This is a genomic window from Bradyrhizobium sp. BR2003 (assembly GCF_009720285.1).
Lineage (GTDB): Bacteria > Pseudomonadota > Alphaproteobacteria > Rhizobiales > Xanthobacteraceae > Bradyrhizobium > Bradyrhizobium elkanii.
In genome coordinates this window covers 40,052-54,502 of the sequence record NZ_SMYJ01000007.1, presented here as the reverse complement: position 1 = coordinate 54,502, position 14,451 = coordinate 40,052, and the positions used below count along the sequence as shown (strand labels likewise).

General features: G+C 65.0%; 14 protein-coding genes. 7 read left to right on the top strand and 7 right to left on the bottom strand.

Annotation, left to right across the window (positions count from 1 at the left end; translation table 11 throughout):
- Positions 1 to 305 precede the first annotated feature (305 nt).
- The 5 genes from E2I15_RS01980 (at position 306) to E2I15_RS01960 (ending at position 6,117) form a co-directional block, all read left to right on the top strand.
- Positions 306 to 1,826 (top strand): M81 family metallopeptidase, encoded by a 1,521-nt coding sequence (locus E2I15_RS01980; RefSeq protein WP_137479971.1) that lies wholly within the window; start codon positions 306 to 308, stop codon positions 1,824 to 1,826.
- 7 nt (positions 1,827 to 1,833) lie between these two features.
- Positions 1,834 to 3,006 carry a M20 aminoacylase family protein gene (locus tag E2I15_RS01975; RefSeq protein WP_137479972.1) on the top strand — a complete coding sequence of 391 codons (1,173 nt, stop codon included), beginning with the start codon at positions 1,834 to 1,836 and terminating at the stop codon, positions 3,004 to 3,006.
- Positions 2,999 to 4,417: an amidase gene (locus E2I15_RS01970; protein ID WP_137479973.1), complete on the top strand. Its 1,419-nt coding sequence runs from the start codon at positions 2,999 to 3,001 to the stop codon at positions 4,415 to 4,417. Before E2I15_RS01975 ends, E2I15_RS01970 begins: the two co-directional genes overlap by 8 nt.
- A gap of 126 nt (positions 4,418 to 4,543) precedes the next feature.
- The gene (locus E2I15_RS01965) at positions 4,544 to 5,434 is read left to right on the top strand and encodes a crotonase/enoyl-CoA hydratase family protein (RefSeq protein ID WP_137479974.1); all 891 of its coding nucleotides are present in this window, start codon (positions 4,544 to 4,546) and stop codon (positions 5,432 to 5,434) included.
- Complete coding sequence (locus E2I15_RS01960) at positions 5,431 to 6,117, top strand: alpha/beta hydrolase (protein ID WP_137479975.1); 687 nt, start codon at positions 5,431 to 5,433, stop codon at positions 6,115 to 6,117. The genes E2I15_RS01965 and E2I15_RS01960 overlap by 4 nt, the downstream gene beginning before the upstream one ends.
- Positions 6,118 to 6,195: 78 nt before the next feature.
- Here E2I15_RS01960 and E2I15_RS01955 read toward each other — a convergent pair whose 3' ends face one another.
- The 4 genes from E2I15_RS01955 to E2I15_RS01940 form a co-directional block, all read right to left on the bottom strand.
- On the bottom strand, positions 6,196 to 7,110 hold the full coding sequence (locus tag E2I15_RS01955; RefSeq protein ID WP_246668183.1) for a ketopantoate reductase family protein: 915 nt from the start codon (positions 7,108 to 7,110) through the stop codon (positions 6,196 to 6,198).
- Positions 7,111 to 7,251: 141 nt separating this feature from the next.
- Positions 7,252 to 8,229, bottom strand: coding sequence for an NADPH:quinone oxidoreductase family protein (locus tag E2I15_RS01950; protein ID WP_137479977.1), 978 nt, complete (start codon positions 8,227 to 8,229; stop codon positions 7,252 to 7,254).
- A complete protein-coding gene (locus tag E2I15_RS01945) occupies positions 8,229 to 8,840 on the bottom strand; it encodes a 2-hydroxychromene-2-carboxylate isomerase (protein ID WP_137479978.1) in 612 nt (203 codons plus the stop codon). The genes E2I15_RS01950 and E2I15_RS01945 overlap by 1 nt, the downstream gene beginning before the upstream one ends.
- Positions 8,841 to 8,939: 99 nt before the next feature.
- Positions 8,940 to 9,644, bottom strand: coding sequence for a glutathione binding-like protein (locus tag E2I15_RS01940; RefSeq protein ID WP_137479979.1), 705 nt, complete (start codon positions 9,642 to 9,644; stop codon positions 8,940 to 8,942).
- Between the two features lie 99 nt (positions 9,645 to 9,743).
- Here E2I15_RS01940 and E2I15_RS01935 point away from each other — a divergent pair, with 99 nt between their 5' ends.
- Entirely contained in the window at positions 9,744 to 10,766 is a 1,023-nt protein-coding gene (locus tag E2I15_RS01935) for a methionine synthase (protein ID WP_137479980.1), read from the top strand.
- A gap of 16 nt (positions 10,767 to 10,782) precedes the next feature.
- Here E2I15_RS01935 and E2I15_RS01930 read toward each other — a convergent pair whose 3' ends face one another.
- From E2I15_RS01930 to E2I15_RS01920, 3 genes are all read right to left on the bottom strand, one after another.
- Positions 10,783 to 11,406: a hypothetical protein gene (locus E2I15_RS01930; RefSeq protein ID WP_137479981.1), complete on the bottom strand. Its 624-nt coding sequence runs from the start codon at positions 11,404 to 11,406 to the stop codon at positions 10,783 to 10,785.
- Between the two features lie 110 nt (positions 11,407 to 11,516).
- Positions 11,517 to 12,044 carry a xanthine phosphoribosyltransferase gene (gene gpt / locus E2I15_RS01925; protein ID WP_137479982.1) on the bottom strand — a complete coding sequence of 176 codons (528 nt, stop codon included), beginning with the start codon at positions 12,042 to 12,044 and terminating at the stop codon, positions 11,517 to 11,519.
- A gap of 6 nt (positions 12,045 to 12,050) precedes the next feature.
- Positions 12,051 to 12,803 carry a competence/damage-inducible protein A gene (locus tag E2I15_RS01920; protein ID WP_137479983.1) on the bottom strand — a complete coding sequence of 251 codons (753 nt, stop codon included), beginning with the start codon at positions 12,801 to 12,803 and terminating at the stop codon, positions 12,051 to 12,053.
- Between the two features lie 225 nt (positions 12,804 to 13,028).
- Here E2I15_RS01920 and E2I15_RS01915 point away from each other — a divergent pair, with 225 nt between their 5' ends.
- The gene (locus tag E2I15_RS01915) at positions 13,029 to 14,447 is read left to right on the top strand and encodes a circularly permuted type 2 ATP-grasp protein (protein WP_137479984.1); all 1,419 of its coding nucleotides are present in this window, start codon (positions 13,029 to 13,031) and stop codon (positions 14,445 to 14,447) included.
- Positions 14,448 to 14,451: the final 4 nt, after the last annotated feature.

Here is a 14,451-nt window from a genome sequence, read left to right as displayed (position 1 = left end):
GCGCGCCCGATGACAGGCTCCGCGAAATCCGGGGGAATCTCAGCCGCCCGAAACACCCCGGATTGCGCTTCGCTCCATCCAGGCTACATGGGGCCCTCCGCGGACTGCGCTGAGGGCATGCAAATCCGCTGGTGCTCCACGGCTTGCGCTTGGCGCGACGACACGCTTAACGTCGCGCGCTAGAGCGTGGCCCTGAAGGCGGACACCGGTCTTCCCGGAGATCACGCTCCAACCAACGCGATGAGGTCATGACGCGCGTCGTCACGATCGCATCGTAATCGAAGAAACGTATCGAGACCGACTTGATGACCCGCATTGCCGTTGGCGGCTTCCTGCACGAGACCAACACCTTCGCACCGACGAAGGCAACCTATGACGATTTCGTGCATGGCGGCGGCTGGCCGTCGATGACGCATGGCGCAGACGTGCTCAAGGTCATGCGCAAGATCAATGTCGGCCTTGCCGGGTTTGTCGAGGCGGCGGAAGCCAACAGCTGGGAGCTGGTGCCGACGATCTTCGCCGCGGCGAGCCCGTCGGCGCATGTCAGCAAGGACGCGTATGAGCGGATCGTGACCGAAATGGTCGACGGCATCGCCGCGGCCGGACCGATCGACGCCGTCTATCTCGACCTGCACGGCGCCATGGTCACCGAGCATTATGACGACGGTGAAGGCGAAACGCTGGCCCGCGTGCGCAAGGCGATCGGCAACGACCTGCCGCTGGTGGCGAGCCTCGATCTGCATGCGAACGTTTCACCGAAGATGATCGAACATGCCGACGCGCTGATTGCCTACCGCACCTATCCGCATGTCGACATGGCCGAAACCGGCCGCGCCTGCGCCCGGCATCTTGCGCTGATGCTCAAGTTCAGGCAGCGCTTCGCCAAGGCATTCCGGCAATTGCCGTTCCTGATCCCGATCAGCTGGCAATGCACCAACGACCAGCCCACAAAAGGCATCTATCAAAAGCTCGCCGCGCTCGAGAGCGACGCGGTGCCGACGCTGTCGTTTGCGCCGGGCTTCCCGGCCGCCGATTTCAGGGATTGCGGGCCGAGCGTGTTCGCCTATGGGCGGACCCAGGCCGAAGCGGATGCCGCTGCCGACAAGCTCGTCGCCCTGGTCGAGAGCCATGAGGATGATTTCGACGGCCGGATCTATTCGCCTGACGAAGGCGTGCGGCTGGCGATGGAACTGGCGCAATCGGCCAGCAAGCCGATCATCATCGCCGATACCCAGGACAATCCCGGCGCCGGCGGCGATTCCGACACGACAGGCATGCTGCGCGCGCTGGTGCGCAACAAGGCGAGTGCCGCAACCGGCGTGATCTACGACCCGCAATCCGCGAAGGCCGCGCACACCGCCGGTGTCGGGGCATCAGTCACGCTCGAGCTCGGCGGCAAGTCCGGCATTCCCGGCGATGCGCCGTACAAGGCGACTTTCGTTGTCGAACAGCTCTCGGATGGCAAATTCGTAGCTCCCGGCCCCTATTTCGGCGGCCGCGACATGGATATGGGTCCCTCGGCCTGCCTGCGAGTCGGCGACGTCCGCGTCGTGGTCGGCTCCTACAAGGCCCAGCTTGCCGACCAGGCGATGTACCGCTATGTCGGCATCGAGCCGACGGCACAGAAGATTTTGGTCAACAAGAGCTCGGTGCACTTCCGCGCCGATTTCGAGCCGATCGCCGAGAAACTGCTGATCTGCGCCGCTCCCGGCGCGATGCCGGCCGATACCGCCACGCTGCCGTGGAAACATTTGCGTCCCGGCATTCGTATCAAGCCGAACGGCCCCGCTTTCACCCCCTCCTCCCCATCACGCACAAACGGATAGAGAGACCATGCCGACCATTGAGCGCATCGACAGTTTTGCCGACGAACTCACCGCCATCAGACGGGATCTGCATGCGCATCCCGAGATCGGCTTCGAGGAGGTCCGCACCTCAGGCATCGTCGCCGACAAGCTGACGAGCTGGGGCATCGAGGTGCATCGCGGCCTCGGCGGCACCGGCGTGGTCGGTGTGCTCAAGGGCAAGGGCAACGGCACCAAGAAGATCGGCCTGCGCGCCGACATGGACGCGCTGCCGATGGAAGAGAACACCAATCTGAAGTGGCGTTCGACAATTCCCGGCCGCTTCCACGGCTGCGGCCATGACGGCCACACCACGATGCTGCTCGGCTCGGCACGCTATCTCGCCGAGACCCGCAATTTCGACGGCACCGTGCATTTCATCTTCCAGCCGGCCGAGGAAGGCCTCGGCGGCGCGCGCGCCATGATCAAGGACGGCCTGTTCAAGCAGTTCCCCTGCGACGAGGTCTATGGCCTGCACAACGCGCCCGACCTGAACCATGGCGAGATCGCCATCCTGCCGGGCCCGGCAATGGCCGCAGCCGACTTCTTCGACATCAGGATCCAGGGCTACGGCGCCCATGGCGCGATGCCGGAGCGCTCCAAGGACGCCGTCGTGATCGCAATGACGCTCGGACAGGCGTTGCAGTCGATCGTCAGCCGCAACGTCGATCCGCTGCAGGCTGCGGTGCTGTCGATCACGCAGATCCATTCCGGGTCGGCGTACAACGTCATTCCCGGCGAAGCCTGGATGTGCGGCACGGTGCGCTGCTTCTCCGACGAGATCCGTGAGCTGATCCGCAAGCGCATGCGCGAAATCTCCGCCGGCTTCGCGGCGGCATACGGCGCCGAAATCTCGGTCGAGATCCGCGACGGCTTCAGCGTGCTGGTGAATCAGGAAGAGCAGTCCCGCGTCGTCGAGGAAGTCGCGCGCACCGTCGTCGACCCCGCCAAGGTGATCACGCGCTCGACGCCCAAGATGGGCAGCGAGGATTTCGCCGACATGATGCAGGCCGTTCCCGGCGCGTATTTCTGGGTCGGCCATGACGGCTCCGTGCCCGTTCACAATCCCGGTTACGTTCTCGACGACAAGATCCTGCCGATCGGCGCCAGCATGTTCGCCCGCATCATCGAGAAACGCATGCCGGCAGGTGCGCATGCATAAGCCCAAAGGGGACGCCATCACGTCGCTGCACGATCTCTCCGCCGTCGACCTGCTCGCCGGCTATCGTGCCAAGCAGTTCTCGCCGTCCGAGGTGCTGGAGGAAATCATCTCCCAGGTCGCGACCTGGGAGCCGCACATCAAGGCGCTGTATCTGTACGACCCGGAAGGGGCGCGAAAGGTCGCCAAGAGCTCGACCGAGCGCTGGCAGCAAGCCGAGCCGGCCGGCACGCTCGATGGCGTTCCCGCCACCATCAAGGACAATGTCGCGACCAAGGGGCAGCCGGTGCCGCTGGGCGCGGCGAGCGTCAAACTGGCGCCCGCGGAGAAGGATGCGCCGCCTGCGGCGCGGCTGCGCGAGGCCGGCTGCGTGATCTTCTCCAAGACCACGATGCCGGACTACGGCATGCTGTCGTCGGGCCTGTCGTCGTTCCATCCCCTGACCCGCAATCCCTGGGATGTCAGCAAGAACCCCGGCGGCTCGAGCGCCGGCGCGGGCGCGGCAGGTGCTGCCGGCTATGGTCCCTTGCATCTCGGCACCGATATCGGCGGCTCGGTGCGGCTGCCGGCCAACTGGTGCGGCCTCGTCGCATTGAAACCGAGCCTCGGCCGCGTGCCGATCGACCCGCCCTATGTCGGCCGCGTCGCCGGTCCGATGACCCGCACCGTCGACGACGCCGCGCTGATGATGAGCGTGCTGTCGCGTCCCGACCGCCGCGACGGCATGAGCCTGCCGGCGCTCGAGGTGAACTGGAAGGCGCTGGAGAAGTCGCCGCGCAAGCTGCGCATCGGGCTGATGCTCGACGCCGGCTCCGGCCAGAAGGTCGAGAAGGAGGTTCGCGAGGTCGTCGTGAAAGCGGCGAAGGCGTTCGAATCCGCCGGCGCCGTCATCACCGAGATCGACGGCATCCTGACGCCCGAGATGCTTGAGGGGCTCGACAATTTCTGGCGCGCCCGCACCTGGGATGAGCTGTCGAAACTGTCGCAGGCCGAGCGCGGCAAGACCCTGCCCTACATCCTCAACTGGGCCGAGGCCGGCGCAAAGCTCTCCGGCGTCGACGTGGTGCGCGGCTTCAATCAGACGATGGCGATCCGCGCAGCCGCCGCGAAATTGTTCTGCGAGGTCGACTACGTGATCTCGCCGGTGTCGCCGGTGGTGAACTTCCCGGCGGAGTTCGCAGCGCCGCTCAACGACCCCGCAAAGCCGTTCGAGCACATCTGCTTTACCGTGCCGTGGAATATGTCGGAGAACCCGGCGCTGTCGATCAACGGCGGCTACGACAAGAAGGGCTTTCCGATCGGCTTGCAGATCATCGGCCGCCGCTTTGACGACATCGGCGTGCTCGGCATGGGCAAGGCGTTCGAGGGCCTGCGCGGCCCGCAGAAGCCGTGGCCGACCCCGCCGAAGAAGTAGCGCCTCGGCCTTCCGAATTGTCATGCGCGGGCTCGACCCGCGCATCCATCTTCTTCATAAAGCAGAGATGGATTGCCGGGTCGAGCCCGGCAATGACAAATGGATAAAAGGAAGGAAATCATCCCCATGGCGTATGAGACGATCAAGTACGAGGTCGCCGAGCAGATCCTGACCATCACGCTGAACCGGCCCGACAAGCTCAACGCCTTCAACGCCACGATGCAGCAGGAGCTGATCGACGCGTTCGACAAAGCCGACAAGGACGACGACGTCAGGGCGATCATCGTGACGGGTGCAGGCCGCGGCTTCTGCGCCGGCGCCGATCTCTCCTCCGGCGCCAACACCTTCGACCGCGATGCGCGGCGCGGTCCGGTCAAGCGCAATGCCGACGGCAGCGTCGACTACAGCGATCCGCAGGTGCGCGACGGCGGCGGGCAAGTGACGCTGCGGATCTTCAAGTGCCTGAAGCCGGTGATCGCCGCGGTGAACGGCCCGGCAGTCGGCATCGGCGTCACCATGCAGCTTGCAATGGATATCCGCATCGCCTCCGACGCCGCGCGCTTCGGCTTCGTGTTCTCCCAGCGCGGCATCGTGCCGGAAGCCGCATCGAGCTGGTTCCTGCCGCGCATCGTCGGCATCTCGCAGGCGCTGGAATGGTGCTACTCCGGCCGCGTCTTCCCGGCGCAGGAAGCGCTCGCCGGGCGGCTCGTCAGCAAGGTGGTGCCGCCCGATGACCTGTTGCCGACCGCCCGTGCGCTCGCCAAGGAATTCACGGCCAAGACCGCGCCGGTGTCGGTGGCGCTGATCCGCCAAATGATGTGGCGCATGATGGGCGCCGACGATCCGATGGAGGCGCACAAGGTCGACAGCCGTGGCATCTATGCCCGCGGCCGCTCCGATGACGTCAAGGAAGGCGTGGTGTCGTTCCTGGAAAAGCGCCCCGCGCAGTTCAAGAACAAGGTGTCGTCGGACATGCCCGACTATTTCCCGTGGTGGCAAGAGCGCGACTATAAGTGAGCGAACGGCGTCAAGCGGCGTCCACGCTTGACGGCGTCGTCCTGCTGCACGGCATCAGCAGGACGGCGCGCTCGTTTCGCAGGATGGAGCTGGCGCTGAGGGCTGCCGGGTTTGCCACCCTCAATCTCGACTATGACAGCCGGCGCAAGGGTCTCGACGCGCTGGCCGAGGACATCCATCCTTCGCTCGATCAATTCGCGAGCAGCCTCGACGGCTCCGTGCATTTCGTCTGCCATTCGATGGGCGGGCTTCTGGCACGCGTCTATCTGGCAAGGCATCGCCCGGCGCGGCTCGGCCGCGTCGTGATGCTGGGCACGCCGAACGGCGGCAGCGAGATCGCCGACCGCCTGAAGAACCTCGCAGCTTATCGCGCCTATTTCGGTCCGGCCGGCCAGCAGCTCGTCACCCGCCGCGATGCGGCGACCAGCGCGCTGCTGCCCCCGATCGATTATTGCGCCGGCATCATCGCCGGCAACCGCTCGGTCTATCCGATCACATCCATCGGCCTGCCGCGGCCGCATGACGGCCGGGTGTCGGTCGCCAACACCCGGCTCGACGGCATGGCCGATCACATCGTGATCCGCACCTCGCATCCCTGGCTGGTGCGCAACCGGGAGGCGATCGCGCAGACCATCGCGTTCTTGCACGAGGGGAAATTCAGCAGAAATCATCGGGTGGACTAAAAGCGCGGACGCATTGGCATGCAGCCAGACCCGGTCGCGAACGACCCGCGGCGAGCATGTCGAAGTGCTCTGCTTCGCTCAGTTGGCGTGCGCATTACCCATCCTGTGCAGCTTGAGCATGGCATAGACCGCATTGTTGGCTGGCGTCGGAATGCCGAGCGGGCGCGCGAACTCCACCACCTTTCCGGCGAGCCAGTCGAGTTCGAGCCGGTTGCCGCGTTCGAGATCGTGCAGCATGGAAGCCTTGAAGGTGGGCGGCGAGGCTTCTGCGAATTTCATTCTGTCCTCGGCAAAATTCTCCGGAATCGGAACGCCCCTGGCACTGCCGACCGCGACCACCTCGCTCATCAGGCTATAAAAGAACGCTCGCGTATCCGGGTCGGCCAGGATCGGCCCCAGCGGCTGGCGAGTCGTAGCAGTCGCGCCTGATAGTCCGACGAGGAATACGAATTTCTGCCAGCGCTCCCGGTCAATTCCGTCGGACACCGAGATGTCGATCCCGGCCGCATGCGCGGCGTCGGCAAAGGCCTTGAGGCCCTCATCGGGCTTGCCGTCGGTTCGGCCGCAGACCATGCGCGCGAACTGGCTCGTGTGGGTGACGACGCCAGGCGCGGACAGCACCGTAGCAATATAGGCACTTCCGGCGACCACATTGTCGGCGCCGAGAATCGGGGCGATCCTCTCCGCGCTATCGACGCCGTTTTGCAACGGGATCACCCGGGTGCGGGGTCCGACCAAGGGGAGAGACAACCTGGCTGCCGTCTCGCTGTCCCAAAGCTTGACCGCAAACAGAACGATATCGACCGGGCCGACCGTGGCAGGATCATCGGTCACGTTGGGTTCAAGCAAATGAAGATTGCCAAGCACGCTCTCGACCTTGAGACCGTTTTTCCTGATCGCCTCGAGGTTGGAGCCGCGTGCGATAAAGAACACGTCGTGCCCTGCCGCAGCCATCCGTGCTCCGAAATAACCGCCGAGGGCACCGGCCGCCATCACAGCGATACGCATGTCATCCTCCCCCTGCAACGACACTCAGCCGGCAGAGGATATCACGCGACGGACCCGGGTTCGATTCCTTGAACGTCAGGCCCATCGCGTCATTTGGCTGCACTGTAGAATTTGGACGTTGTGGTTTCACGGCCTCGTCAGCAGCGCCACACGCCCGATCGCCTTGCGCTCGATCAACAGCCGCATCGCTTTCGCATAGTCTTCCAGCGGCAGCCGGTGCGAGATGTTCGGCCGCACCCGGCCGGCCTCGGCCCATTCGCTCAGCGCCTTGAACCTGACCTTGCCGAGCGCGGGATCCTTGCGCACCGCCTCGCCGGCGCGAACGCCGAGCACGCTCGCGCCCTTGATCATCAGCAGATTGGTGCGGGCAAGACCGATGCCACCGGTGAAGCCGACGACGAGAATCCGCGCGCCCCAGTTGATGCAGCGCATCGAGTTCTCGAACACCTCGCCGCCGACGGGATCGAACACAACATCGGCACCGCGGCCGTCGGTGAGGCGCTTGACCGCATCGCGAAAAGGCTCGCGCGCATAGAGCACGAGATGGTCCGCGCCGCGCGCCCTGGCGATCGCGAGCTTCTCCTCGGATGACGCCGCGGCGATCACGGTGGCGCCGAGCAGCTTGCCGATCTCGACCGCGGCAAGCCCGACACCGCCGCCGGCGCCATGCACCAGCAGCACCTCGCCCGGCTTGATCTGCCCGCGGTCGATCAGCGCATGATAGGCGGTGCCGTGCGCGGCCAGGAAGGTCGCGCCTTCTGCGTAGTCGAACGTCGACGGCACCGGAACGAGCTGCGGCGGCGTTGCAACCGTCTCGTCGCAATAGGCGCCGAAGCGCATCTTGACGATCACCTTGTCGCCGACGGCGACACCGGCGGCGTTATTGACCTCGACGACATCGCCGGCGGCTTCCGAGCCCGGCGTGAACGGCAGCGGCGGCTTGAGCTGGTATTCGCCGGCGGCCATCAGGATGTCGGGAAAGTTGATTCCGGCGGCGCGGATCGCAACCCGCACCTGGCCCGGCTGCAAAGGCACCGAGGCAAAGTTCTCGAACTGCAGGCGCTCGGGCGGGCCGAGCTCGCGGCAAACGACGGCTTTCGGCATCAGGCGGCCCGCGCCTTGAGGCGCGCCAGCGCCTCGCGGATCAGCGGCAGGCGATCGTTGCCGAAATACATGTCGGTCTTGTCGAGATAGATCGTCGGCGAGCCGAAGCCGCCGCGCGCCATCACCTCCTCGGTGTTGGCCTTGAGCTGATCCTTGATCGCCTGGTCGGCGATACCGGCCAGGAATTTTTCGGGATCGATCCCGAGCTTGCTGCAGATCTCGGTCAGCACCGCATCCTGCGAGATGTCCTTGTCGTCGCCCCAATAGGCCTCGAACACCGCGCGTGCGAACGGCACCATCTTCTCGTTGCCGAGAAGGATGCAGCCGCGCATCGCCTTGACGCTGTTCACCGGGAACACGGTCGGCGGCATCTTGATCGCAAGGCCGGCCGAACGCGCCCAGTCGCCGAGGTCCTTCTTCATGTAGCGCGTCTTCAGCGGCACCGGCTTCTCGCGCTGCGCGTAGACCGACGGATTGACGGTGTTGAAGATGCCGCCGACCAGGATCGGCCGCCAGGTGATCGGCGCGTCGAACTCCTTCGCGATCGGCTGGATGTTGTGCCAGGCGAGATAGGTCCACGGGCTGGAGCAGTCGAAGAAGAATTCGATCATGGCGTTTCCCTTTGTCTTTTCCACATTCATTCTCGTCATTCCGCGATCCGCCGCAAGCGGCAGAGCTCGCGACCGTGTCGCGCCACGGAATAACGGGCATCATTTCTTCTCGACCAATTCCTTCGCACGCTGGCCGAACATGTTCTTGCGTGACTCCTCGTCAAACGGCTCCTTGACGAATTTTCCGATCGCAAGCCCCGCCTGCACCTGCGGCCGGGCGCGCACCGTCGCGTACCAGCGCTTGATGTTCGGGAAATCGTCGAGGGTGAAACCCTGCGCCTTGTGGGTCATGGTCCAGGGGAAGCAGGCGATGTCGGCGACCGAATAGTCGTCGCCGGCGATATAGGCGCCGGTCTTGCCGAGCTGGCGGTCGAGCACGCCATAGAGTCGCGCCGTCTCGTCGCGGTAGCGCTCGATCGCGTAGGGAATCTTCTCGGCCGCATAGAGCGCGAAATGGCCGTGCTGGCCGAGCATCGGCCCGAGGCCGCCCATCTGCCACATCACCCATTGGATGACGTTCGACCGCGCACGCAACTCCCTGGACAGGAAACGGCCGGCCTTGTCGGCGAGATAGATCAGGATCGCGCCGGTCTCGAACACCGAGAACGGCCCGCCGCCGTCGGCGGGTGCATGGTCGACGAGGGCGGGGATGCGGTTGTTGGGGCTGATCGCCAGGAATTCGGGCCGAAACTGCTCGCCGGCACGGATGTTCACCGGGATCACCGTGTAGGGGAGCCCCAGTTCCTCCAGCATGATCGAGATCTTCCAGCCGTTCGGCGTCGGCGCGTAGTGCAGATCGATCATCGGCGTTCTATTCCCCATCACAAAGACTTTTGTTGTTCTGTACCTCCACCTTAGGACATGGCACACAGGCGCTCAATCAGAACCCAACAGGAGGCACCCATGCTGTTTCCAACCACGATCGCAGGCTCGCTGCCGAAGCCGGAATGGCTGGCGGAGCCGAACATGCTGTGGGCACCCTGGAAGTCGGAGGGCGCCGAGCTCGCCCGCGCCAAGCGCGATGCCACGGTGCTCGCGATCAAGCTGCAGGAAGATGCCGGCGTCGACATCGTCACCGAGGGCGAGCAGGCGCGCCAGCATTTCGTGCACGGCTTCCTGGAGCGGATCGAGGGCATCGATTTCGCCCACAAGGTCGAGATGGGCATCCGCAAGGACCGCTATAAGGCGATGGTGCCGCAGGTGGTCGCACCGCTGCAGCTCAAGGGACGCGTCCACGAGAGCGAGGCCCGTGCGGCCCGCGCGCACACCAGGAACCGGCTGAAATTCACCCTGCCCGGCCCGATGACGATCATCGATACCATCGCCGACAAGTATTACGGCGATCGCGTGAAGATGGCCTTCGCTTTCGCGGAGCTTTTGAATCAGGAGGCGAAGGCGCTCGAGGCTGACGGCGTCGACATGATCCAGTTCGACGAGCCCGCCTTCAACGTCTACATGGACCAGGTGCGCGACTGGGGCATCAAGGCACTGGAGCGCGCCGCCGAAGGCCTGAGCTGCGCCACCGCCGTGCACATCTGCTACGGCTACGGCATCAAGGCCAACACCGACTGGAAGCACACGCTCGGCGGCGAGTGGCGGCAATACGAGGAGACCTTCCCCGTCATCGACAAGAGCACGATCCAGCAGGTCGCGATCGAATGCCGCAACTCGAAGGTGCCGATCGAACTGCTGGCGGCGCTCCCCGGCAAGATCGTGCAGGCCGGCGTGATCGACGTCGCCAGCGACGAGATCGAGACCGCTGAGGACGTCGTCAAGGTGATCGAGGCGGTCACCAAGCACGTGCCGAAGGGCAACATCATCGCGACCACCAATTGCGGCATGGCGCCGATGCGGCGGGACATCGCCGAAGCCAAGCTGATCGCGCTGGGCGCCGGTGCCAAGCTGGCGCGGCGGCGGCTGGCGTAAGGACGACGCCGGCAGATCAACCCAGAACGGCCATCGCGCTCGGATGCAACACCGGCCGGTAGCCGGCCTGGAAGGCGCGCACCGTCGATGGCGGCGTCAGCAGCATGGCCGGCTCCGGTACGTCGGCCCGGCTGTAACCGGCAAACGACCAGCGCAGCGTGGCGCCGTCGGCGACGAGGTAGCTCTCCCCGCTCGCCTGCACCATCGTCCCGTCGGGCAAGTCGCGCAATCGCATCGGCAGCGGATGCAGTCGCTTCCTACCGCGGTCGAGCCGCTCGGCATGCAGCACCGCATCCATCGCCTTGGCGGTCAGATCGCTCACGCCGTTGCCTTGCTCCCAGCAGCCGCGAAACCGCTTGGCATCGTCACGGCGGCAGTAGAAGCAGGGCCGGTGTCCGGCCGCAAACGCAGTGGCCTCATCGAGAAAGAACAGTTCGGTCCAGCTCTGCCGGCTCATCACCTTGCGCCGCCGTCCCCTGAATTCGCAAACGCAGGTAAGCCACGCCGGGCTCGACCAGCGCTTGTTCAACAGCGTCCGCGTCGCGGGATCGTGGATGATGCCGCGATTTCCGGTGAAAGTGCCGCGGTGTTCTGAGGCGACGATGTCGCCGGTGGGCGTGACGCGGTTTTGCAGGGGCATGGCAATTCCGATCGTTCATCGCTGTCATTCCGGGGCGATGCAAAGCATCGAACCCGGAATCTCGAAATTCCGGATTCGCGTCTTCGACGCGCCCCGGAATGACGACGACGTCACGCCGCTCCATCCCTGATCGGCGGCTGGAACGACAGCGCGGTATCCCAGGGGAAGAAGATCCAGGTGTCCTGCGACACCTCGGTGATGTAGGTGTCGACCAGCGGCCGCCCCTTCGGCTTGGCGTAGACGGTGGCGAAATGCGCATCGGGCAGCAGTTCGCGCACCATCCTGCCGGTCTTGCCGGTGTCGACGAGGTCGTCGACGATCAAGAGCCCCTTGCCGGTGCCGCCGCCGAGCTTGGCGGTCTGCTCCGAAATGCCCTTCAGCACCTTGAGGTCGCCCTGCTTGTCATGGTCGTAGCTCGCGACGCAGACCGTGTCGATCACCCGCAAGCCGAGCTCGCGCGCGACGATCGCCGCCGGCACCAGCCCGCCGCGGGTGATGGCGATCACCGCGTGGAACGGGCCCACCTCGTTGAGCCGCCAGGTCAGCGCCCGGCAATCCCTATGGAATTGATCCCACGAGACCGGGAAGGGTCGCCCGGCCCGCTCCTGCGCACTCGGTTCGGAATTTCGTTCAACCATATCGTCTCAACCCGCCGGCTTCTTCTGCGCGGCCTGCACTTGCTTCAACATCTCCTTCACGGCGGCCATTGCCGCCGCGAGCTTTTCCGGATCGCGCGAGCGCACCACGAGATTGGTGTTCGGCTTCTGGTTCTCGTCCTGGAACGGATAGCTGCCGATGATGGTGTCGGGATTGGCTTCCGCGATCGCCCGCAGCGGGCCGCCGATGTCGCCTTCCCGTGCATCGGCGCGGACCGAGTCCGACAGCATCCGCACGCCGGACCTCAGGCTCGGTGCCACGATGTCCATCATCGCCTGCATGATGCTGGGGATGCCGGCCATCACGATGACATTGCCGAGCTTGAAGCCCGGCGCCAGGATCGTCGCGCTCTGGATCAGCTCGGCACCGTCGGGCACCCGGGCCATTCTGAGCCGCGCCTCGTTGAGGTCCTGCTCGCTCCAGCGCTCCCTGAACCGCGCCACCACCTCGGGGTGATGGTGGATATCGACCCCGAACGCCTTCGCCACGCTGTCGGCGGTGATGTCGTCATGGGTCGGCCCGATGCCGCCGGTGGTGAACACGTAAGTGTACCTATGCCGCAGCGCATCAAGGGCGGAGACGATATCGGCCTCGTCATCGGCGACGACGCGGACCTCCTTCAGGTCGATGCCGATGTTGGTCAGGTATTCGGCGATGAAGCCGATGTTCTTGTCCTTGGTCCGGCCGGACAGGATCTCGTCGCCGATCACCAATATCCCCGCCGTGACGATCTCGCTCATGGTCTCATTCCCTAACTTGATCCCCTGACATTGCCGATCCAATGCCTTGATGTCACGGGGTTTTGCCGCCGAATTAAGCAGACCTCAGCCGGTTTTTCGGGCAGGCCTTCCACCTCACCCATAGCAAATGCCGCAAGCCAATGCATATCGCGCTGGCCCGCCCCTTGCTACCATCCCATCAAGTCATGCACTGTGTCACATGGCTTGGGAGGGCAGTCGGGCTATATGGCAGTCGCGTTCGATGAGATGAATGGCCTCGGCGAGGATCTCCGCCCGGCCTACCAGGAGCTCTCCCGCTGGCTCAAAGAGACGCCGCCGGATGCGCTCGAATATCGACGCCAGGAAGCGGAGCTCTTGTTCCGCCGGATCGGCATCACCTTCGCGGTCTATGGCGATGCCGAGGCCCAGGAGCGGCTGATCCCGTTCGACGTCATCCCCCGCATCATGTCGGCGACCGAGTGGACGCTGCTGGAGAAGGGCCTCAAGCAGCGCGTGCTCGCGCTCAACATGTTCTTGAAGGACATCTATCACGGCCGCGACATCCTGCGCGCCAACGTCATCCCCGAAGACCTGATCTTCCAGAACCCGGTGTTCAGGCCGGAGATGAACGGCCAGGACGTGCCGCACGACATCTACGTCCACATCGCCGGCATCGACATCATCCGCACCGATCCCGACAATTTCATCGTGCTGGAGGACAATGCGCGCACGCCGTCCGGCGTGTCCTACATGCTGGAAAACCGCGAGATCATGATGCGGTTGTTTCCGGACCTGTTCGCGCGGCACCGCGTCGCGCCGGTGGAGCGCTATCCGGACGAGCTGCTGTCGGCGCTGCGCTCGGTCGCGCCGCACAGCGCCTCCGCCGAGCCGACGGTCGCGCTGATGACGCCGGGCGTCTACAACTCGGCCTATTACGAGCACTCCTTCCTCGCCGACAAGCTCGGCATCGAGCTGGTCGAGGGGCGCGACCTCATCGTCAAGAACGATGAGGTGTTCATGCGCACCACCGAGGGGCTGAAGCGGGTCGACGTGATCTACCGCCGCGTCGACGACGATTTTCTCGATCCCCTCACCTTCCGGCCGGATTCCGCGCTCGGCGTGCCCGGACTGATGTCGGCCTACGCCGCCGGCAACATCACGCTCGCCAATGCGGTCGGCACCGGCATCGCCGACGACAAGGCGATCTATTCCTACATGCCCGACATCGTGAAGTTCTACCTCAGCGAGGAGCCGATTCTGAAGAACGTGCAGACCTGGCGCTGCCGCGAACCGCAGGATCTGTCCTATGTGCTCGACAACCTCGACGACCTCGTCGTCAAGGAGGTGCACGGCTCCGGCGGCTACGGCATGCTGATCGGCCCCGCCGCCACCAAGGCGACCATCGAGGCGTTCCGCGACAAGCTCAAGCGCGAGCCCGAGGGCTTCATCGCCCAGCCGACGCTGGCGCTGTCGACCTGTCCGACCTGCACCGACAAGGGGCTGGCGCCGCGCCACGTCGACCTCCGCCCGTTCGTGCTGACCGGCTCTAGCCACGCCACCATCGTGCCGGGCGGGCTGACCCGCGTCGCACTGAAGGAAGGCTCGCTCGTCGTCAATTCGAGCCAGGGCGGCGGCACCAAGGACACCTGGATACTGAGTGAGTAGTTGA

Excerpts from the sequence above, each read along its gene's own strand:
- E2I15_RS01915 (WP_137479984.1), top strand. The coding sequence starts at position 13,029 with ATGGCAGTCGCGTTCGATGAGATGAATGGCCTCGGCGAGGATCTCCGC.
- E2I15_RS01930 (WP_137479981.1), bottom strand. The coding sequence starts at position 11,406 with ATGCCCCTGCAAAACCGCGTCACGCCCACCGGCGACATCGTCGCCTCA.
- E2I15_RS01965 (WP_137479974.1), top strand. The coding sequence starts at position 4,544 with ATGGCGTATGAGACGATCAAGTACGAGGTCGCCGAGCAGATCCTGACC.
- E2I15_RS01955 (WP_246668183.1), bottom strand. The coding sequence starts at position 7,110 with ATGGCGGCCGGTGCCCTCGGCGGTTATTTCGGAGCACGGATGGCTGCG.
- E2I15_RS01950 (WP_137479977.1), bottom strand. The coding sequence starts at position 8,229 with ATGCCGAAAGCCGTCGTTTGCCGCGAGCTCGGCCCGCCCGAGCGCCTG.
- E2I15_RS01940 (WP_137479979.1), bottom strand. The coding sequence starts at position 9,644 with ATGATCGATCTGCACTACGCGCCGACGCCGAACGGCTGGAAGATCTCG.
- E2I15_RS01935 (WP_137479980.1), top strand. The coding sequence starts at position 9,744 with ATGCTGTTTCCAACCACGATCGCAGGCTCGCTGCCGAAGCCGGAATGG.
- E2I15_RS01975 (WP_137479972.1), top strand. The coding sequence starts at position 1,834 with ATGCCGACCATTGAGCGCATCGACAGTTTTGCCGACGAACTCACCGCC.
- E2I15_RS01970 (WP_137479973.1), top strand. The coding sequence starts at position 2,999 with ATGCATAAGCCCAAAGGGGACGCCATCACGTCGCTGCACGATCTCTCC.
- gpt (WP_137479982.1), bottom strand. The coding sequence starts at position 12,044 with ATGGTTGAACGAAATTCCGAACCGAGTGCGCAGGAGCGGGCCGGGCGA.
- E2I15_RS01945 (WP_137479978.1), bottom strand. The coding sequence starts at position 8,840 with ATGATCGAATTCTTCTTCGACTGCTCCAGCCCGTGGACCTATCTCGCC.
- E2I15_RS01920 (WP_137479983.1), bottom strand. The coding sequence starts at position 12,803 with ATGAGCGAGATCGTCACGGCGGGGATATTGGTGATCGGCGACGAGATC.
- E2I15_RS01980 (WP_137479971.1), top strand. The coding sequence starts at position 306 with ATGACCCGCATTGCCGTTGGCGGCTTCCTGCACGAGACCAACACCTTC.